General features: G+C 67.0%; 15 protein-coding genes. 3 read left to right on the forward strand and 12 right to left on the reverse strand.

The window, feature by feature from the left end:
* Positions 1 to 12 precede the first annotated feature (12 nt).
* The 6 genes from paeA to hemA all read right to left on the reverse strand — a co-directional run bounded on the left by paeA (position 13) and on the right by hemA (position 5,574).
* Positions 13 to 1,323, reverse strand: a complete 1,311-nt coding sequence (gene paeA, locus ACSFA5_RS29300; protein WP_435447550.1) for a polyamine export protein PaeA — start codon at positions 1,321 to 1,323, stop codon at positions 13 to 15.
* A gap of 52 nt (positions 1,324 to 1,375) precedes the next feature.
* Positions 1,376 to 1,894, reverse strand: coding sequence for a cupin domain-containing protein (locus tag ACSFA5_RS29305; RefSeq protein ID WP_435447551.1), 519 nt, complete (start codon positions 1,892 to 1,894; stop codon positions 1,376 to 1,378).
* Positions 1,895 to 1,910: 16 nt separating this feature from the next.
* Positions 1,911 to 2,237: a Grx4 family monothiol glutaredoxin gene (gene grxD, locus ACSFA5_RS29310; RefSeq protein ID WP_093134857.1), complete on the reverse strand. Its 327-nt coding sequence runs from the start codon at positions 2,235 to 2,237 to the stop codon at positions 1,911 to 1,913.
* A 30-nt stretch (positions 2,238 to 2,267) separates the two neighbouring features.
* Positions 2,268 to 3,122 (reverse strand): peptide chain release factor N(5)-glutamine methyltransferase, encoded by an 855-nt coding sequence (prmC, locus tag ACSFA5_RS29315; protein ID WP_435447552.1) that lies wholly within the window; start codon positions 3,120 to 3,122, stop codon positions 2,268 to 2,270.
* Positions 3,119 to 4,207, reverse strand: a complete 1,089-nt coding sequence (gene prfA / locus ACSFA5_RS29320; RefSeq protein WP_435447553.1) for a peptide chain release factor 1 — start codon at positions 4,205 to 4,207, stop codon at positions 3,119 to 3,121. The genes prmC and prfA overlap by 4 nt, the downstream gene beginning before the upstream one ends.
* A 95-nt stretch (positions 4,208 to 4,302) precedes the next feature.
* Positions 4,303 to 5,574, reverse strand: coding sequence for a glutamyl-tRNA reductase (gene hemA, locus ACSFA5_RS29325; protein ID WP_435447554.1), 1,272 nt, complete (start codon positions 5,572 to 5,574; stop codon positions 4,303 to 4,305).
* 112 nt (positions 5,575 to 5,686) lie between these two features.
* Between hemA and ACSFA5_RS29330 the strand changes: the two genes are divergently transcribed.
* A complete protein-coding gene (locus ACSFA5_RS29330) occupies positions 5,687 to 5,965 on the forward strand; it encodes a hypothetical protein (RefSeq protein ID WP_435447555.1) in 279 nt (92 codons plus the stop codon).
* A gap of 39 nt (positions 5,966 to 6,004) precedes the next feature.
* Here the strand turns inward: ACSFA5_RS29330 and ACSFA5_RS29335 are convergent, their stop codons facing one another.
* From ACSFA5_RS29335 to ugpB, 6 genes are all read right to left on the reverse strand, one after another.
* Entirely contained in the window at positions 6,005 to 8,479 is a 2,475-nt protein-coding gene (locus ACSFA5_RS29335; RefSeq protein WP_435447556.1) for a DUF3772 domain-containing protein, read from the reverse strand.
* Between the two features lie 52 nt (positions 8,480 to 8,531).
* Complete coding sequence (gene ugpQ, locus ACSFA5_RS29340) at positions 8,532 to 9,278, reverse strand: glycerophosphodiester phosphodiesterase (RefSeq protein WP_435447557.1); 747 nt, start codon at positions 9,276 to 9,278, stop codon at positions 8,532 to 8,534.
* A 3-nt stretch (positions 9,279 to 9,281) separates the two neighbouring features.
* Positions 9,282 to 10,289, reverse strand: coding sequence for a sn-glycerol-3-phosphate ABC transporter ATP-binding protein UgpC (gene ugpC / locus ACSFA5_RS29345; protein ID WP_435447558.1), 1,008 nt, complete (start codon positions 10,287 to 10,289; stop codon positions 9,282 to 9,284).
* A gap of 62 nt (positions 10,290 to 10,351) precedes the next feature.
* The gene (ugpE, locus tag ACSFA5_RS29350; protein ID WP_435447559.1) at positions 10,352 to 11,203 is read right to left on the reverse strand and encodes a sn-glycerol-3-phosphate ABC transporter permease UgpE; all 852 of its coding nucleotides are present in this window, start codon (positions 11,201 to 11,203) and stop codon (positions 10,352 to 10,354) included.
* A 42-nt stretch (positions 11,204 to 11,245) separates the two neighbouring features.
* Positions 11,246 to 12,127 carry a sn-glycerol-3-phosphate ABC transporter permease UgpA gene (gene ugpA, locus ACSFA5_RS29355; RefSeq protein ID WP_435447560.1) on the reverse strand — a complete coding sequence of 294 codons (882 nt, stop codon included), beginning with the start codon at positions 12,125 to 12,127 and terminating at the stop codon, positions 11,246 to 11,248.
* A 108-nt stretch (positions 12,128 to 12,235) separates the two neighbouring features.
* Positions 12,236 to 13,549, reverse strand: a complete 1,314-nt coding sequence (gene ugpB, locus ACSFA5_RS29360) for a sn-glycerol-3-phosphate ABC transporter substrate-binding protein UgpB (protein ID WP_435447561.1) — start codon at positions 13,547 to 13,549, stop codon at positions 12,236 to 12,238.
* Between the two features lie 236 nt (positions 13,550 to 13,785).
* Between ugpB and serA the strand changes: the two genes are divergently transcribed.
* Together serA and ACSFA5_RS29370 are read left to right on the forward strand one after the other, a co-directional pair.
* Positions 13,786 to 15,018, forward strand: coding sequence for a phosphoglycerate dehydrogenase (serA, locus tag ACSFA5_RS29365; RefSeq protein ID WP_435447562.1), 1,233 nt, complete (start codon positions 13,786 to 13,788; stop codon positions 15,016 to 15,018).
* A 186-nt stretch (positions 15,019 to 15,204) separates the two neighbouring features.
* Positions 15,205 to 19,083, forward strand: coding sequence for a DUF3683 domain-containing protein (locus tag ACSFA5_RS29370; protein WP_435447563.1), 3,879 nt, complete (start codon positions 15,205 to 15,207; stop codon positions 19,081 to 19,083).
* Position 19,084: the final 1 nt, after the last annotated feature.

Below are 19,084 nucleotides of genomic sequence, written 5' to 3' on the forward strand. Positions count from 1 at the left end.
TGCCGAGGCCTGTCAGGCGGCCGGCGCCTTCGCGGTGCCAGAGCCCTTCGTGACCATCACCTGGTCGATGCGGTAGCTGTCCACGTCCATCACCTCGAAGGTGTAGCCGCCCCAGGTCACGTTGTCGGTGCGCTTGGGCACGCGGCGCAGCATCACCATCAGGAAGCCCGCGAGCGTTTCGTATTCCTCGGCATGCGGCAGCTCGTCGATGTGCAGCGCGCGCTGCACGTCCTGGATGGGCGTGACGCCGTCGATGAGCCACGAGTTCTCGTCGCGCCGCACGATCTGCTCTTCGTCGGGCATCGTCACCAGGTCGCCCATCACCGTGCTCATCACGTCGTTGAGCGTGATCACGCCCACCATCAGGCTGTATTCGTTGACGATGATCGCGAAGTCTTCATGCGCCTGCTGGAACTGCTCGAGCACCTCGGTCAGCGACAGCCGGTCGGGAATGACCAGCGCCTTGTGCAGCGGCAGCCCCTGGTCGAAGGCCAGCGGCTGGCCGCTGAGCACGCGCTGGAACATGTCCTTCGCATCCACATAGCCCAGCACATGGTCGATGTCGCCGTCGCACACCGGGTACGCCGAGAAGGGCTCGGCCACGATGCGCGCGCGCAGCACCGACTCGGGGTCGTCGTGCAGGAACCAGGCAATGCTTTCGCGCGCCGTCATCACGCTGCTCACCAGGCGTGTCTCCAGCTCGAACACATTGGCGATCACCTGCTGCTCGCGCACCGCGAGCACGCCCGCGCGGGCGCCGGCTTCGGTCATGGCCAGGATGTCGGCCGAGGTGATCTTGTCGTCGCGCGCCATCGGCATGCCGAGCACCTTGAACAGCAGGTCGGTGCAGCGCGTGAAAAACCACACCAGCGGCTTGAAGGTGGTGATGAGCACCTGCATCGGCCCGACCATGCGCACCGCGAGCTGCTCGGGGTTGCTCATGCCCAGGCGCTTGGGGAACAGGTCGGCGAACACCAGGAACACCGCGATGACGATCACGAACGAACAGAGAAAGGCCACGCTGGCCGACGCCTCGACGCTCAGCCAGCGTTCGAAGAAACCTGCGAAGTAGGGGCTGAGCGAGCCTTCACCGACCACGCCGCCCAGGATGGCCACGGCGTTCAGGCCGATCTGCACCACGGTGAAGTAGTGGCCGGGCTGCTCCTGCACGCGCAATACTTTTTCCGCCCGCGGGTCGCCTTCGTCGGCCATCTGGCGCAGGCGCAGCCGGCGCGAGGCGGCCAGCGTGATTTCGGCCAGGGAGAAGAACGCGCTCAACGCGATCAGCAAGACGATGATGAGCAGGCTTTGGGTCAGGTTCATGGTGGCACGGCGAAGAGCGCCATGGTGCCATGACTTGGCCGGGGAAAAGCGTTCAGACCGCGCCGTGTGGGTGAGTCGGGTCGACCCACAGCACCGATTCGGGTTTCTCGACGGGCTCGATGTCGAGGTTGACTGCCACCGCTTCGCCATCGCTGCGGCACAACACGCATTCCAGCGACTCGGTCGCGCTCGCGTTGATTTCCTGGTGCGGCACGAAAGGCGGCACGTAGATGAAGTCGCCGGGTCCGGCCTCTGCCGTGAACTCGAGCTTCTCGCCCCAGCGCATGCGGGCCCGGCCGCGCACCACGTAGATCACCGATTCAAGGTGCCCATGGTGGTGGGCGCCGGTCTTGGCATCGGCGTGGATGGTGACCGTGCCGGCCCACAGCTTCTGCGCGCCGACGCGCGCGAAGTTGATGGCGGCCGCGCGGTTCATGCCGGGTGTCTGCGCGGTGTTGACGTCGAGCTGGTTGGCCGCGACCACGCGCACGCCGTCATGCTTCCAGGCCGGTTCGGTCGAATCGACCGGACGATCGCCGTGAGCATGCGAATGGCCGTGATCGTGGCTCATTGCAGTCTTCGGAAAATCAGGCGGGGCTGCCGTTCACCACTTGCTGCAGCTCACCGGATTCGTACATCTCCATCATGATGTCCGAGCCGCCGATGAACTCGCCCTTCACGTAGAGCTGCGGAATGGTGGGCCAGTTGCTGTACTCCTTGATGCCCTGGCGGATGCCGTCGTCTTCGAGCACGTTAACGGTCTTGAGCGCCTTGGTGTCGACGCCGACGGCTTTCAGGATCTGGATGGCGCGGCCCGAGAAGCCGCACATCGGGAAACTGGCATTGCCCTTCATGAAGAGCACGAGTTCGTTGGTTTTGACGAGATCGTCGATGCGTTGCTGAGCGTCGGACATGGGGAACTCCTGAAAAGTGGGCTGAACGGATTATTTCACCGCGCGCCAGATCCCGCCTGAGCAGCGCGGGATGCCGGCAAGGTCGTCGCGGCTTTGCACGTCAGAAAAACCGCGCTCGGCGAGCAGTTGCCGCACGGTTGCGGCCTGGTCGTGGCCGTGTTCGAGCAGCAGCCAGCCGTTTTGCGCGAGGTGATCGGGTGCGTGTTGCACGATCTGGCGGATGTCGTCGAGGCCGTCGGCGCCCGCCACCAGAGCGGACACCGGCTCGTGGCGCAGGGCGGGCAGGTGAGGGTCGCCGGCGGCGATGTAGGGCGGGTTGCCGGCGATGACCGCGTAGCCGCTGCCGGCGCCGTCGAGCCAGTTTGCCTGGGCGAAGCGCACCGGCAGGCGCAGGCGCTGGGCATTGGCCTGCGCCACCGCAAGCGCGCCGGCGCTGGCATCGACCGCATCGACCTGCGCGTCGGGGCGGGCGTGCTGCAGGGCCAGCGCGATCGCGCCGCTGCCCGTGCCCAGGTCGAGCACGCGCGGTGCGGCGTGGCCGTCGAGGCACTGCAAGGCCCATTCGACCAGTGTCTCGGTGTCGGGGCGGGGCACCAGCACGCGCGCATCGACCCGCAGGTCGAGGCCGTGGAATTCCTTTTCGCCCAGCAGGTAGGCCACCGGCTCGCCCGCCAGGCGGCGCGACAGCTGCGCGGCCAGCGCGGACCACGCCGCACCGGGCATTGCGTCGGTGTCGTGCGCGAGCAGCCACGCACGGTCGTGCGGGGCACGGCCCAGGGCGTGCAGCAGCAGCAACTGCGCGTCGAGCCGGTCCACGCCCAGCGCGACGCCTGCCGCGAGCGCCTGCGCCACGGTCGAGGGCCGCGGGTTGTCGGTGCTCGTCACGCCGGCAGGCTCGATTCCAGCTCGGCCAGCTGCTCGGCCTCGCGCGCTGCACGCAGCGCTTCCAGCACGTCGCCCAGGTCGCCTTCCATGATGGCCAGCAGCTTGTAGAGCGTGAGGTTGATGCGGTGGTCGGTGAGCCGCCCCTGCGGAAAGTTGTAGGTGCGGATGCGGTCCGAGCGGTCGCCGCTGCCGATCAGCCCCTTGCGCATGGCCGCGTCCTTGGCGGCGCGCTCGCTGCGGTCTTTTTCCTGGATGCGCGCCGACAGCACCTGCAGTGCCTTGGCCTTGTTGCGGTGCTGGCTGCGGTCGTCCTGGCACTCGGCCACGATGCCGGTGGGGATGTGCGTGATGCGCACGGCCGAGTCGGTCTTGTTGATGTGCTGCCCGCCCGCGCCGCTCGCGCGGTAGGTGTCGATGCGCAGGTCGGCCGGGTTGATCTGCACCGCCACGGTCTCGTCGGGCTCGGCCAGCACGGCCACCGTGCAGGCGCTGGTGTGGATGCGGCCTTGCGTCTCGGTGGCCGGCACGCGCTGCACGCGGTGGCCGCCGGATTCGAAGCGCAGCTTGCCGAAGACCTCGTCGCCGACGATGCGGATCACCACTTCCTTGTAGCCGCCGAGCTCGCTCGGGCTTTCGCTCACGACCTCGCAGCGCAGGCCGACGCGCTCGCAGTAGCGCGTGTACATGCGCAGCAGGTCACCCGCGAACAGGGCCGACTCGTCGCCGCCCGTGCCGGCGCGGATTTCCATGAAGGCGTTGCGCGCGTCGTCCGGGTCCTTGGGCAGCAGCAAGCGCTGCAGCTCTTCTTCGAGCTGGAGCAGCTCGGCTTCGGCGCCCGAAATTTCTTCCTTCGCCATCTCGGCCATGTCGGGGTCGTCGAGCATCTCCTTCGCCCCGGCGATGTCGGCCTCGCGCTGCTTGTAGCGCTCGTAGCGGCCGGCGATCTGCGTGATTTCGGCATGCTCGCGCGAGATGGTGCGGTACTGCGCCATGTCGCTCATGATGTCTTCGCGCGAGAGCAGGAAGTCGAGTTCGCCCAAACGCTGGACGTAGCGTTCGAGTTGGTGGCGCAGAAAGGATTTCACAGCGGAATGGGGCTCGGAAAAATGAGGGGTTGCCGCCGTGCGATCGCAGGGCGCATGAAAGCCAAGGCCACGCGGCCGGCCGATGACCCGCGTCGCTAACGCTCTTTGCGCAGGAACAGGCGCGAGATGGTCTGCGCCGTCTGCTCGCGCGACTCGGCATCGCCCGCATGCAGCTCGGCCATGGCACCGTGCATCATTTTTTGCGTGAGCCCGCGCGACATGGCTTCGAGCACGGCCTCGACCGATTCGCCCTTGGCCAGCAGCTTGCGCGCGCGGGTCATTTCCGCGGCGCGCCATTCGTCGGCCTGCGCGTTGAGCTGCTGGATCAGCGGCACCGTGCCGCGCTGGCCCAGCCAGTGCATGAAACTCTGCACGCCCGCGTCGATGATGACTTCGGCCTGCGCCACGGCGGCCTGGCGATTCGCCTGGCCCTGCTGTACGACCTGGGCGAGGTCGTCCACGGTGTAGAGATAGATGTCCTCGAGCGCCTTCACTTCGGGCTCGATGTCGCGCGGCACCGCCAGGTCGACCATGAACATCGGGCGGTGCTTGCGCGCCTTGAGCGCGCGCTCCACGGCGCCCAGGCCGATGATCGGCAGCGTGCTGGCGGTGCAGCTCACGACGATGTCGAACTCGGCCAGCCGCGAGGGCAGGTCGGCCAGCCGCATGGCTTCGCCGCCGAAGCGCGAGGCCAGCTTTTCGCCGCGTTCGAGCGTGCGGTTGGCGATGGCGATCGACTTGGGTTCCCTGGCCGCGAAGTGCGTGGCCGCGAGATCGATCATTTCGCCCGCGCCCACGAACAGCACGCGCGTCTTGCGCAGGTCTTCGAAGAGCTGGCCGGCCAGGCGCACCGCGGCGGCGGCCATGCTGATGGAGTGAGCGCCGATCTCGGTGGCGGTACGCACCTCTTTCGCCACCGCGAACGAGCGCTGGAACAGCTGGTTGAGCGTGCTGCCGAGCGCGCCGGCGGTTTCGGCGGCGCGCACGGCATCTTTCATCTGCCCAAGGATCTGCGCCTCGCCCAGCACCATGGAGTCGAGCCCGCTGGCCACGCGAAAGGCATGGCGCGCGGCTTCGTCGTCGTGCAGGGTGTAGGCATGCGAGCGCAACAGGGCCGGGGCCACCCCGCCGCTTTGCGCCAGCCAGCCGAAGGTGTGGTCGAGCGCGATGTGCTCCGAGGCGCAATAGATCTCGGTGCGGTTGCACGTGGAGATGATCGCGGCCTCGACCTGGGGGTGGCGGCCGGTGCCGAAAGAGCTGCGCAAGCTCTGCAGCGTGGGGGCGATCTGATCGAGCGCGAACGCGAAACGACCGCGCAGATCGAGCGGCGCGGTCGTGTGGTTCAAGCCGAGAGCCCAGACTGACATGGGCGTGATTATAAAATCAGCAGCCGCACCCGGCTTGCGCAAGGACAAATGGCTTTCCCTATGACAGCCATAACACTGCCCGCATGACCCGACGCTTGCGCCTTTCCTCCCGATGGACCTGCTGGCCCTCCTGAATCACCTGCTCAATTTTGTGGCACCCGCGGCTTTCCTGGCGCTGGTGCTGGCCTTTGCCGGGCGTTTCCTGGGTGGCCGGCGCGCCGGCGTGCCGCGCTGGTGGGTGCAATGCGCCTGCACATTCCTGGCCGGTGTGGTCGTGTCGGTGGCCGGTCTCGTGGTGTCCGGTCGCGACGGCTCGATGGTGACCTACGCCGCGCTGGTGGCGGTCTGCGGCACGGTGCAGTGGCTGGCGATGCGCGGCTGGCGCCGCTGACAGCCCCTCAGTCCCGCCGCCGGACGCGGGCGACGCCTGTCAACCTTGCACGCCCGGAATCGGGGACGTCGTCGACGAAGGCACCGTGGGCGTGGCCAGCGGCTCCGGTGTGGCCGCCGTCGCCGCCATCACCATGGTCGGCACCGCCAGCGGCAGCGAGGCCTTCTTCAGCTCGTCGAGGATCACGAACAGCAGGTCGCTGCGCACCCCGCCCGCCAGCCGGGGGCTCGCCACGTAGGCGATGGCCTGGAAGATCAGCAGCCCGTTCTCGATGCCTTCGAGGGTGAGCGACGGCGCCGGCGTTTCGAGCACGCCTTCATGCGCCCTGCAGGCCGTGAGGATCAGCTCGCGCACGCGCTGCGCGTCGGTGGTCAGCGGCATCGGCAGGCGAATCAGCACGCGGCCCTCGGCGTTGGACAGCGTCATGTTGCGCACGGTCTTGGTGATGAACTCCGAGTTCGGCACGATCAGCGTCGAGCGGTCGCCCAGCACGATTTCCGTGGCCCGCACGTTGATGCGCCGCACGTCGCCCTCGGCCGTGCCCAGCACCACCCAGTCGCCCACCTTCACCGGCTGCTCGGCCAGCAGGATCAGGCCGGAGATGAAGTTCTGCACTATCGCCTGCAGGCCGAAACCGATACCCACCGACAGCGCGCTGGCCACCCATGCGATGCGCTCGATGCCGATGCCCATTGCCGACAGCGTGAAGGCAACCACCAGAATGCCGCCCACGTAGCCCAGCAGCGTGGTGATGGAGCTCTGCATGCCCGGTTCGAGCTGCGTGTTGGGCAGGTAGCTGCGCTCGAGCCAGCGCTTGAACACCCGCAGCACGATGAACCCGATGACCGCCACCGCCAGGGCGCTCAGGATGGCGCCCGGCACCAGCTGGAACTCGCCCACCTTCACGCCGGAGCCCAGCTTGCCGCTGCGCTGGAACACCTCGCCCGGCGAAGTGCCCAGCGGCGCGGCCAGCGCGATCAGCATGTAGACGAACAACGCCACCCGGCTGATGCCCGATAGCACCGTGGCCGCCTGGTCCAGCGTCTGCGGCGCGAGCCCGAAGCTCTTCTGCAGCTTCTGGCCGAAGGCGCTGCGCGACGACACCACGGCCGTGAACACGTCGTCGGCGAACTTGAACAGCACGTAGAAGGCCGCGGCCACAATGCCGGTCCAGGTCAGCTGCGAGGCCAGGAAGCTGCCCAGCGCCACGTAACCCAGCGCCACCAGCACCCAGATGGCGATCATCAGCACGCCGATCAGCGCCACCAGCAGGCCGACCCACATCGGCCGCTCGGGCAGGCCGGCCTCGGGCGCGTCGGCGCGCAGCGCCTTGAGCCGGTAGATCACGGTGCCGACCAGCGCGGTGAGGATCAGCGCCGTCAGCACGTGCGTGGCCACCACCGCGGCAAAGCTGGCGTCGACCAGCGCATTGATCTCGGCCGGCGTCCAGGCCAGCGCCGCCACCAGCGCCACCAGCCAGGGCAGCACGGCGAGCTTGCTGGCCGTGGCGTCCGGAATGGGCGGCAACCGCCACGAGGGACGGGAGGTGGCCAGCAGCGCGCGGCCCAGGCCGATGACGAAGGCCATGAACGTCAGCGCCTGCGCCGCCGATTGCAGCGCCTTGCGCGCCTGCGCGTCCCAGGTGGCGTGCGCCTTGAGCACCTCCACGAAGCCGTGCGCGGCCACGGCCACCAGCAGCACGTGGCTCGCGACGATGGCAATCACCAGCAGCGAGCGCCGCAGCCGCCCGGCCGGCAGCACTCGCATCGCGAGGCGCGTGAGCACGCGCTCGGCGCCCCAGATGCCAACGAAGGCCAACAGCAGCGCGCCGATCAGCGTGGCGATCACCAGCGTGCGCGACGCGGGCGCCAGCGCCTGCGCGAACCCGTCGCCGAGCGCCGCGCCCATGGTCTGCAGCCGTTCCAGGTCGTCGGGCCAGGCCTCTTGCAGGTCGTTCCAGAAGGCACCGGTGAGCGGCGAGGCCGCGCGCTCGGTGAGTTGGGCCTCGAACAGCTCGCGCCGCTGCGTGACGAGGTCGGCGCCGCGCTGGCGCACGTCGATGGACAGCAGCCTCGCGAGGCGGATGTCCGCGTCGAGCGCGTTGCGCTCCTTGGTCAGGCGCGCACGCTGGCGCGTGATGTCGGGGTCTTCGGTGGCGCCGGCGCCTGGCGGATTGCCGAGCTCGCCGAGCCGTGCGTTGAGGTCGGCGAGGTCGCTGGTGCGCGCGGCCACGAACTTGTCGGCCTGCGCGCCGATGTCGTTGATCGGCCCGAGCTGCTTGCGCGGATCGTCGTCGGTACCGGTGCCCGCATCGGCCGTGATCTTGTTGAACTGGGCGCGCAACTCGGCGACCGTGGGCGCGGGGGGCGCCGCCGTGGCCGTGTTGGCGCTGTTGTTGGGGTTGCCGTTGCCGGCGTTCATGCTGGCGTCGGGCTGTGCCAGCGCAACGCCGCACATCGACAGGGCCAGCAGGATGGCGAGGCCGTGGCGCGCCAGGCGAGAGGTCCGATTCATGGCCGCATCATAGAAGCGGCCACGAGGTAAGTGCCTGTAAGAGACGTGCGCCTCAGCCGGCGGGGCTGAAGAGGTCGACGCGGTCGGTGATGATGCCGTCGGTGCCCAGCGCGATGAGCCGCTGCGCGTGCGTCTCTTCGTTGACGGTGTAGCTCAGCGCGCGCATGCGCGCGCCGTGCACCTGCGCGACCACGTCGGCGTTCCACAGCGTGTGCTTGCACACGATCGCCACGCAGCCCAGCCGCTGCGCGGCTTCGAGCCAGCCGGCCCAAAGGGTGTCGAGCAACAGCCCGCGCGGCAGCTCGGGTTGCGCCGCCTGCGCGCCCTCGAGCGAATCGACCTTGAAGGAGGTCAGCAGCGGCGGGACGGCTTTGCCTTGCCACCACCGCGCGGCCTGCTGCGCGACCACTTCGCCGGTCTGGCGCTCGGTGCCGGGCGTGGGCTTGATCTCGATGTTGAGCAGGTGGTCGTTCGCCAGGCAGAAGCGCGCAATGTTTTCCAGCGTGGGCAAGGGCTCGCCCGCGTAGCCGGGCGAGTGCCAGCTGCCCGCGTCCAGTTGCGACAGCGCGCTCCAGGCCTGGGTGCCGCCGGTGCCGCGGCCGCCGGTGGTGCGCTCCAGCGTGTCGTCGTGCATCAGGAACGGCACGCCGTCGGCGCTGAGCTTGGCGTCGCACTCGAACATGCGGTAGCCGTGCGAGGCGCCGAGCCGGAAGGCCGCCAGCGTGTTCTCGGGCGCCAGCTTGCCGGCGCCTCGGTGGGCCACCCAGCGGGGGTAGGGCCAGGGTGTCGACAAAGCCATCGCTCAGTCCGCGCGCTTGCCCGAACCGGCGTCGAACCAGTGCAGCTTTTCTTCGCGCGCGGCGATCTTCACGGTGTCGCCCGGCACGGGCGGGCGGTCGCCCTCGTCGGTGCGCATGATGATCTGTTCGTCGCCGATGCGGCCGTACACCAGGCGCTCGGCGCCCAGCAGCTCGACCTGCTCGACCTGCACCGTCCAGCCGCTTTCGTCGAGCTTCATGTGCTCGGGGCGAATGCCCAGGATCTGGCCCGGGCGCACGCCCGGCGCGTGCCTGAGCAGGTTCATCGGCGGCGAGCCGATGAAGCTGGCCACGAAGGTGGTGGCGGGGCGGTTGTACACCTCCTCGGGCGTGGCGAACTGGTCCATCACGCCACCGTTCATCACGATGATGCGCTGCGCCAGCGTCATCGCCTCGACCTGGTCGTGCGTGACGAACAGCGAGGTGATGCCCAGCTCGCGGTGCAGCTTCTGGATTTCCAGGCGCGTCTGGGCGCGCAGCTTGGCGTCGAGGTTGGACAGCGGTTCGTCGAACAGGAACACCTGCGGCTGGCGCACGATGGCGCGGCCCATGGCCACGCGCTGGCGCTGGCCGCCGGAGAGTTCGCGCGGCTTGCGCTCCAGCAAATGGCCGAGTTCGAGGATCTTGGCGGCCTTGTCGACGCGCACCTTGATTTCGGGCACCGGCACCTTGGCGATCTTCAGGCCGTAGGCCATGTTCGCGAACACGCTCATGTGCGGATAGAGCGCGTAGTTCTGGAACACCATGGCGATGTCGCGCTCGGAAGGTTCGAGCTCGTTCACGACCTTGCCGCCGATGCAGATTTCGCCGGCGGAAATTTCTTCCAGGCCGGCCACCATGCGCAGCAGCGTCGACTTGCCGCAGCCCGAGGGGCCCACGATCACGATGAATTCATGGTCGGCAATCTCGGCGCTCACGCCGTGGATGACCTGGTTGGCTTTGGGCCCGTGGCCGTAGCGCTTGATGACGTTGCGAAGAGAGAGAGCAGCCATATTCTTAGTCGGTCGGGGACGCAGCAGATTGCTTCGCAATCCGGGTCTGTCCCGCAAGTTATTTATTTCTCGGTGTCCACGAGGCCCTTGACGAACCACTTTTGCATCAGGATCACCACCAGCGCGGGTGGCAGCATCGCGAGGATGGCGGTGGCCATCACGACGTTCCATTCGTTCTGCCCGTCGCCGCCGGCAATCATTCGCTTGATGCCGACCACCACGGGGTACATGTCTTCGCTCGTGGTCGCGAGCAGCGGCCAGAGGTACTGGTTCCAGCCGTAGATGAACTGGATCACGAACAGCGCCGCGATCGAGGTCTTCGACAACGGCAGCAGCACGTCGAAGAAAAAGCGCATGGGGCTCGCGCCGTCCATGCGCGAGGCTTCGGTGAGCTCGTCGGGCACGGTCAGGAAGAACTGGCGGAACAGGAAGGTCGCCGTGGCCGACGCGATCAACGGCACCGTGAGGCCCGCGTACGAGTTCAGCATGTTCAGGTCCGACAGCACCTTGTAGGTGGGCAGGATGCGCACCTCCACCGGCAGCATCAGCGTCACGAAAATCGCCCAGAAGCAGATCTTCTTGAACGGGAAGCGGAAGTACACGATGGCGAAGGCCGACAGCAGCGAGATCGAGATCTTGCCGATGGCGATCACCATGGCCGTCACGAAGCTCACCCACATCATGTGCGCCACCGGGGCGTTGGAGCCCGCGCTGTTTTCGCGCCCGAAGAGCGCGCCCTTGTAGCTGTCGATGATGTTCGAGCCGGGCAGCAGCGGCATCGGCGCCTGCACGATCTCCTGCGCGGTGTGCGTGGAGGCCACGAAGGCCAGGTACAGCGGGAAGGCGACGATCAGGACGCCGAGGATCATCACCACATGGGCCAGGATGCCCTGGGTGCCGCGTCGTTCAACCATGTCGTGCTCCGCCCGTTGGGGTTTTCTGTTGCTGTTTCATCTTCAGTACTGAACCTTCTTCTCGACGTAGCGGAACTGGATGACGGTCAGCGCCACCACGATCACCATCAGCACCACCGACTGGGCGGCCGAACCGCCGAGGTCCAGGCTCTTGAAGCCGTCGTGGTAGACCTTGTAGACCAGGATGGTGGTGTCCTGGCCCGGGCCGCCCTGGGTGGCCGCATCGACGATCGCGAAGGTGTCGAAGAAGGCGTACACCACGTTGATCACCAGCAGGAAGAAGGTGGTGGGCGACAGCAGCGGGAACTGCACCGTCCAGAAGCGGCGCCACGGGCGCGCGCCGTCGATGGCGGCGGCCTCGATCAGCGACTTCGGAATCGACTGCAGGCCGGCCAGGAAGAACAGGAAGTTGTACGAAATCTGCTTCCACACCGAGGCCATGACGATCAGCGTCATGGCGTGGCCGGAGTCGAGCAGGTGGTTCCAGTTGATGCCGATCTTGCCCAGCGCATAGGCGACCACGCCCAGCGAGGGCGAGAACATGAAGACCCACAGCACGGCCGCCACGGCGGGCGCCACGGCGTAGGGCACGATCAGCATGGTCTTGTAGAAGGTGCCGCCGCGCGTGATGCGGTCGGCGAACACGGCCAGCACGAGCGACAGGCTGATGCCGATGCTGGCCACCAGCACCGAGAACACGGCCGTCGTCCTGAAAGACGCGGCGTAGCTCGAGTCGCCCCACAGATGCCGGAAGTTGTCGAGTCCGACGAACTCGACCGACGTGCCGAACGCGTCTTGCTGCTGCAGCGACTGCAGCACGGCCTGCCCCGCTGGCCAGAAGAAAAACACCAGGATCACCGCCATTTGCGGTGTCAGCAGCAGCCAGGGCAACCAGCCCGAGCGAAAGAAGACGCGTTTTTCCATGAACCCCTCGTACCCCTCGACATAAAAAATCCCGCCGGGCCCACTCTTCTACAAGAGTGGACGCGGGCGGGCGATATTAGCCGGACACGAGGGCCCGAACTTCAATCGTCAGCTTTTGTTCGCCTTCTGAAAACGTTCGAGCTGCTCGTTGCCGCGGGTCACGATGGCGTCCAGGGCTTCCTTGGCCGTCTTCTTGCCGTTCCAGACCTGTTCCAGCTCTTCGTCCTCGATGGCGCGGATCTGCACGTAGTTGCCCAGGCGGATGCCGCGGCTCTTGTCGGTGACCTTGCGGATCATCTGCGTCACGGCCACGTCGGTGCCGGGGTTCTGCTTGTAGAAGCCCGATTCCTCGGTGAGCTTGTAAGACGCCGTGGTCACGGGCAGGTAGCCCGTGCGCTTGTGGCTGGCGGACTGCACTTCAGGCGTCGAGATGAAGCTGAAGAACTTGGCCACGCCCTTGTACTCGGCGGCCTTCTTGCCCGACATGACCCACAGGCTCGCGCCGCCGATCACCGTGTTCTGCGGTGCGCCCGGCACGTCCGGGTAGTAGGGCAGGGGGGCCAGGCCGTAGGCGAACTTGGCGTTCTTGGCCACGTTGCCGTAGAAGCCCGACGACGTGTTGATCATGGCGCACTCGCCCGACACGAACGAGGCTTCAGGCACGTTGCCGCGGCCCTTGTAGACGAACAGGCCCTGCTTGGCCATGCTCGCCAGGTTCTCGATGTGGCGCTGGTGCAGCGGCGAATTCACCTTCAGCCGCGCGTCCAGGCCCTGCAGGCCGTTGCCCTTGCTCGCGAACTCCACGTTGTGCCAGGCCGAAAAGCTCTCGACCTGCGTCCAGTTCTGCCAGGCGGTGGTGAACGGGCACTTGTGGCCGCTGGCCTTGAGCTTGGCTGCGGCCGAGACCACTTCGGGCCAGGTCGACGGTGCCTTGTCGGTGGGGATGCCGGCCGCCTTGAAGGCGTCCTTGTTGAAATAGAAGATGGTGGTCGAGCTGTTGAACGGGAAGCTCAGCATCTGGCCGTTGGGGGCGGTGTAGTAACCGGCCACGGCGGGGATGTAGGCGGCCGGATCGAACTTCTCGCCCGCGTCCTTCATGACCTGGCCCACGGGAATGATGGCGCCCTTGCTGGCCATCATGGTGGCGGTGCCCACTTCGAACACCTGCAGGATGTGCGGCGCGTTGCCCGAGCGGAAGGCCGCGATGGAAGCCGTCATGGATTCGTCGTACGTGCCCTTGAAGGTCGGCACGATCTTGTATTCCTTCTGGCTCTCGTTGAACTGCTTGGCCAGGTCGTTGACCCACTCGTTGTTGACGGCGGTCATGGAATGCCACCACTGGATTTCGGTCTGGGCGTGTGCCACGTTGAACAGCGTGGTCGCGGCCAGCGCCGATGCCAGCGCAAGCGTCTTGAATCGCATGAAGACTCCTGAAGGGAAAAAGAGAAAGCGCGGATGCTATGGCATGTGCGTGACACCGCCGCGTCACATTGGCGCACGGTGCGCGGGTTTCTTCCAATCGGGGAAACCCCTTTGGCCCTGTTGGCGTCAAGCCCGGCGCGGCCTGCGGCCCTGCATGGTGCAGCGCACCATGCTAGCATCGCCCTCCCTTTTTTGGCCCAGCTTGTCGCCACGGCCGGGGCTTCCGCGAGACCGCCATGAGCAGCAAAACTTCCCTCGACAAAAGCAGGATCAAGTTCCTCTTGCTCGAGGGCATCCACCCCTCGGCGCTGGAGGTTCTGCGCGCCGCCGGCTACACCAACATCGAGTCGCTGCCGGGCGCGCTGCCCGACGCGGACCTGAAGGCCAAGATCGCCGACGTGCACTTCCTGGGCATCCGCTCGCGCACGCAACTCACCGCCGACGTGTTCGCCGCCGCCCACAAGCTGGTGGCCGCCGGGTGCTTCTGCATCGGCACCAACCAGGTCGACCTGGAAGCCGCCCGCGAGCACGGCGTGGCCGTGTTCAACGCCCCCTATTCGAACACCCGCTCGGTGGCCGAGCTGGTGCTGGCCGAGGCCATATTGCTGCTGCGCGGCATTCCCGAGAAGAGCGCGGTGGCGCACCGCGGCGGCTGGCTCAAGTCGGCCGACAACGCCTTCGAGATCCGCGGCAAGACGCTGGGCATCGTGGGCTATGGCTCGATCGGCGCGCAGCTGTCGGTGCTGGCCGAGGCGCTGGGCATGCACGTGGCCTTCTACGACGTGATCACCAAGCTGCCGCTGGGCAATGCGCGCCAGGTGCGCGACCTGCACCAGCTGCTGGGGCAGAGCGACATCGTGACCCTGCACGTGCCCGAGACGCAGGCCACGCAATGGATGATCGGCGCGGCCGAAATCGCGGCCATGAAGCCCGGGTCGATCCTGATCAACGCCTCGCGCGGCACCGTGGTCGAGATCGACGCGCTGGCCGAGGCCCTGAAGGCGAAGAAGCTGCTGGGCGCCGCCATCGACGTGTTCCCGGTGGAGCCGCGCAGCAACAAGGACGAGTTCCTGTCGCCGCTGCGCGGCCTGGACAACGTGATCCTGACGCCGCACATCGGCGGCTCGACGATGGAGGCGCAGGCCAACATCGGGCTGGAAGTGGCGGAAAAACTGGTGAAGTACAGCGACAACGGCACCTCGACGTCGTCCGTCAACTTCCCCGAGGTGGCGCTGCCGGCGCACCCGGGCAAGCACCGGCTGCTGCACGTGCACCGCAACGTGCCGGGCGTGCTGTCGGAAATCAACAAGATCTTCTCGGACAACCACATCAACATCGCCTCCCAGTTCCTGCAGACGAACGAGAAGGTCGGGTACGTGGTGATGGACATCGACGCGGCTTCTTCCGACCTGGCGCTCGAAGAGCTGTCGAAGGTGAACGGGACCATTCGCAGCCGCGTGCTGTTCTGAGCCCCTGGCTTGCTCCCTCTTCCTGTGGGGAGAGGGGCGGGGTGAGGGCTGCGGCGTCAACTCCCCCGCCAGCAGCGCCCCTGGCACAAGGGCAAGCGCCCCGCCACGAGGCAAGGCCCCGGGGCCTGCCCTAAAATCCCCAGCCCGGCTATGGGCGCGCAGCGCCCGGCCGAGGCGCCCCACCCGATGAATGCTCCGACCGCGTTGAACACGCTGTTGGCACAGGCCGCAGAGCCTGTCCGACTGCGCGAGATCCCGTACAACTACACCAGCTTCTCCGACCGAGAAATCGTGATTCGCCTGCTGGGCGAACGCGGCTGGGAACTGCTGCAGACCCTGCGCGCCGAGCGCCGCACCGGCCGATCGGCCCGCATGCTCTACGAGGTGCTGGGCGACATCTGGGTGGTGCAGCGCAATCCCTACCTGGTCGACGACCTGCTCGACAACCCGCGCCGCCGCGGCCAGCTGGTCGAAGCCCTGAAGCACCGCCTGGGCGAAGTCCAGAAGCGCCGCACCCCCGACAGCGACCTGACGCGCGACCAGTTCGTGGGCGAGCTCACCCGCCTCGTGGGCGACGCCGTCTCCGCCTTCGACACCAAGTTCCGCGACGTCGCCGCCCTGCGCCGCAAGGCCACGCGCGTGCTGCGCCGGCTCACGGCCAAGGACAACATCAAGTTCGACGGCCTCTCGCGCGTGTCGCACGTGACCGACGCCACCGACTGGCGCGTGGAGTACCCGTTCGTGGTGTTGTGCCCCGACACCGAGGCCGAAATGGCCCTGCTGGTCAAGGGCTGCATCGAGCTGGGCCTGACCATCATTCCGCGCGGCGGCGGCACCGGCTACACCGGCGGGGCGATTCCGCTGACCTGGAACAGCGTGGTCATCAACACCGAGAAGCTCGAGGCGATGACCGAGGTCGAGCACATGCCGCTGCCCGGCCTGGCCGACCCCGTGCCCACCATCTGGACCGAGGCCGGCGTGGTCACGCAGCGCGTGGCCGACGCGGCCGAGCGCGCGGGCTTCGTGTTCGCGGTCGACCCGACTTCGGCCGAGGCCTCGTGCGTCGGCGGCAACGTGGCCATGAACGCGGGCGGCAAGAAGGCCGTGCTGTGGGGCACGGCGCTGGACAACCTCGCCTCGTGGCGCATGGTGACGCCGCAGGCCGAGTGGCTCGAAGTCACGCGCGTCGGCCACAACCTCGGCAAGATCCACGACGCCGAAAGCGCCGTGTTCGATCTGCAGTACTACGCCGCAGACGGCAAGACGAAATTGCGCACCGAGCGCCTCGACATTCCCGGGCGCAGCTTCCGCAAGGAAGGCCTGGGCAAGGACGTGACCGACAAGTTCCTCTCGGGCCTGCCGGGCATCCAGAAGGAAGGCTGCGACGGCCTCATCACCAGCTGCCGCTGGGTGGTGCACAAGATGCCCGCGCACACGCGCACCGTGTGCCTCGAATTTTTCGGCAACGCCAAGGACGCGGTGCCCAGCATCGTCGAGATCAAGGACTTCATGTTCGCCGAGCAGAAGCGCTCGGGCGTGCTGCTGGCCGGCCTGGAGCACCTGGACGACCGCTACTTGAAGGCGGTGGGTTATGCCACCAAGTCGAAGAAGCACGGTGGCTTGCCCAAGATGGTGCTGTTCGGCGACATCGCGGGCGACGACGCCGACGATGTGGCGCGCGTCACTTCGGAAGTGGTGCGCATCGCCAACTCGCGCAGCGGCGAAGGCTTCATCGCCATCAGCCCCGAGGCGCGCAAGAAATTCTGGCTCGACCGCAAGCGCACGGCCGCCATCAGCAAGCACACCAACGCCTTCAAGATCAACGAAGACGTGGTGATTCCGCTGCCGCGCATGGCCGAGTACAGCGACGGCATCGAGCGCATCAACATCGAGCTGTCGCTGCAGAACAAGCTCGCGCTCACCGACGAGCTCGAGACCTTCCTCACGCGCGGCAACCTGCCCTTGGGCAAGACCGACGACGCGCACGAGATACCGGCGGCCGAGCTGCTGGAAGACCGCGTGGCGCAGGCTGTGACGCTGGTGCAGGAGGTGCGCGCGCTCTGGGCCGGCTGGTTGCAGAACGTGGATGCGCAATTCGTGCAGCTGCAGGACCATTCGCTGCGCGCGAGCTGGAAGACCCAGCTGCGCCAGCCGCTGCAGGAGATTTTCTCGGGCGCCGAGTTCGCGCCGATCCTGGCCGAGTGCACGGCCATCCACAAGCGCGTGCTCAAGGGCCGCGTGTGGGTGGCGCTGCACATGCATGCGGGCGACGGCAACGTGCACACCAACATCCCCGTGAACAGCGACAACTACGACATGCTGCAGACCGCGCATGCCGCGGTGGTGCGCATCATGGCGCTGGCGCGCAGCCTGGACGGCGTGATCTCGGGCGAGCACGGCATCGGCATCACCAAGCTCGAGTTCCTGACCGACGAAGAGCTGCGTCCGTTCACCGAGTACAAGGCCCGCGTCGACCCCGAAGGCCGTTTCAACAAGGGTAAGCTTTTGCGCGCACCGGCAGGCGAAGCCGTCACGCTGCATGCCGACCTGACCAACGCCTACACGCCGAGCTTCGGCCTCATGGGCCACGAGTCGCTGATCATGCAGCAGAGCGACATCGGCGCCATCGCCGACAGCGTCAAGGACTGCCTGCGCTGCGGCAAGTGCAAGCCGGTGTGCGCCACCCATGTGCCGCGCGCCAATCTGCTCTACAGCCCGCGCAACAAGATCCTCGCGACTTCGCTGCTGGTCGAAGCCTTCCTCTACGAAGAGCAGACCCGCCGCGGCATCAGCATCAAGCACTGGGAAGAGTTCGAGGACGTGGCCGACCACTGCACCGTGTGCCACAAGTGCCTGACGCCGTGTCCGGTGAAGATCGATTTCGGCGACGTGTCGATGAACATGCGCAACCTGCTGCGCAAGATGGGCCAGAAGAGCTTTCGGCCGGGCAACGCGGCCGCGATGTTCTTCCTGAACGCGACCAACCCGCAGACCATCAAGGCGGTGCGCGCGGGCATGGTGGGCATCGGCTTCAAGGCGCAGCGCCTGGCCAACGACCTGCTGCGCGGCCTGGCGAAGAAGCAGACCGGCGCGCCGCCGGCCACGCTGGGTCCGGCGCCGATCAAGGAGCAGGTGATCCACTTCATCAACAAGAAGATGCCGGGCAACCTGCCGAAGCAGACGGCGCGCGCGCTGCTCGACATCGAGGACGCCGACTACGTGCCGATCATTCGCGACCCCAAGACGACGACGTCCGAAACCGAGGCGGTCTTCTACTTCCCGGGGTGCGGGTCGGAGCGCCTGTTCTCGCAGGTCGGCTTGGCCACGCAGGCGATGCTGTGGCACGCCGGCGTGCAGACCGTGCTGCCGCCGGGGTACCTGTGCTGCGGTTATCCGCAACGGGGCAGCGGCCAGTTCGACAAGGCCGAGAAGATGATCACGGACAACCGCGTGCTCTTCCACCGCGTGGCCAACACGCTCAACTACCTGGACATCAAGACGGTGGTGGTGAGCTGTGGCACCTGCTACGACCAGCTGCAGGGCTACCAGTTCGACAAGATCTTTCCGGGCTGCCGGATCATCGACATCCACGAGTACCTGCTCGAAAAGGGCATCACCCTGGCGGGCGCCGGGGGCGGTGGCTATCTTTATCACGACCCCTGCCATTCACCCATGAAGCTGCAGGACCCGATGAAGACCGTGAAGGCGCTGGTCGGCGACAACGTGCTCAAGAACGACCGCTGCTGCGGCGAGTCGGGCACGCTGGGCGTGTCGCGGCCGGACATCTCCACGCAGATCCGCTTTCGCAAGGAAGAAGAACTTAAAAAGGGCGAGGCCGATTTGCGCGAGAGCGGCGCTGTCGGCGCCAAGGACAACGTGAAGATCCTCACCAGCTGCCCGAGCTGCCTGCAGGGCCTCTCGCGCTATGGCAACGACCTGAACAACGGCCTGCTCGAAGCCGACTACATCGTGGTCGAGATGGCCAACAAGATCCTCGGCGCCGACTGGATGCCCACCTACGTGGCCGCGGCCAACCAGGGCGGGATCGAACGGGTGCTGGTGTGAC

This window comes from Variovorax monticola (genome assembly GCF_051216855.1).
In the GTDB taxonomy this organism is placed as follows: domain Bacteria; phylum Pseudomonadota; class Gammaproteobacteria; order Burkholderiales; family Burkholderiaceae_C; genus Variovorax.

What these genes read in the sequence shown, in the direction of transcription:
- paeA (WP_435447550.1), bottom strand. Translation starts at nt 1,323, where the DNA reads ATGAACCTGACCCAAAGCCTGCTCATCATCGTCTTGCTGATCGCGTTG.
- ACSFA5_RS29305 (WP_435447551.1), bottom strand. Translation starts at nt 1,894, where the DNA reads ATGAGCCACGATCACGGCCATTCGCATGCTCACGGCGATCGTCCGGTC.
- grxD (WP_093134857.1), bottom strand. Translation starts at nt 2,237, where the DNA reads ATGTCCGACGCTCAGCAACGCATCGACGATCTCGTCAAAACCAACGAA.
- hemA (WP_435447554.1), bottom strand. Translation starts at nt 5,574, where the DNA reads ATGTCAGTCTGGGCTCTCGGCTTGAACCACACGACCGCGCCGCTCGAT.
- ACSFA5_RS29330 (WP_435447555.1), top strand. Translation starts at nt 5,687, where the DNA reads ATGGACCTGCTGGCCCTCCTGAATCACCTGCTCAATTTTGTGGCACCC.
- ACSFA5_RS29335 (WP_435447556.1), bottom strand. Translation starts at nt 8,479, where the DNA reads ATGAATCGGACCTCTCGCCTGGCGCGCCACGGCCTCGCCATCCTGCTG.
- ugpQ (WP_435447557.1), bottom strand. Translation starts at nt 9,278, where the DNA reads ATGGCTTTGTCGACACCCTGGCCCTACCCCCGCTGGGTGGCCCACCGA.
- ugpC (WP_435447558.1), bottom strand. Translation starts at nt 10,289, where the DNA reads ATGGCTGCTCTCTCTCTTCGCAACGTCATCAAGCGCTACGGCCACGGG.
- ugpE (WP_435447559.1), bottom strand. Translation starts at nt 11,203, where the DNA reads ATGGTTGAACGACGCGGCACCCAGGGCATCCTGGCCCATGTGGTGATG.
- ugpA (WP_435447560.1), bottom strand. Translation starts at nt 12,127, where the DNA reads ATGGAAAAACGCGTCTTCTTTCGCTCGGGCTGGTTGCCCTGGCTGCTG.
- ugpB (WP_435447561.1), bottom strand. Translation starts at nt 13,549, where the DNA reads ATGCGATTCAAGACGCTTGCGCTGGCATCGGCGCTGGCCGCGACCACG.
- serA (WP_435447562.1), top strand. Translation starts at nt 13,786, where the DNA reads ATGAGCAGCAAAACTTCCCTCGACAAAAGCAGGATCAAGTTCCTCTTG.
- ACSFA5_RS29370 (WP_435447563.1), top strand. Translation starts at nt 15,205, where the DNA reads ATGAATGCTCCGACCGCGTTGAACACGCTGTTGGCACAGGCCGCAGAG.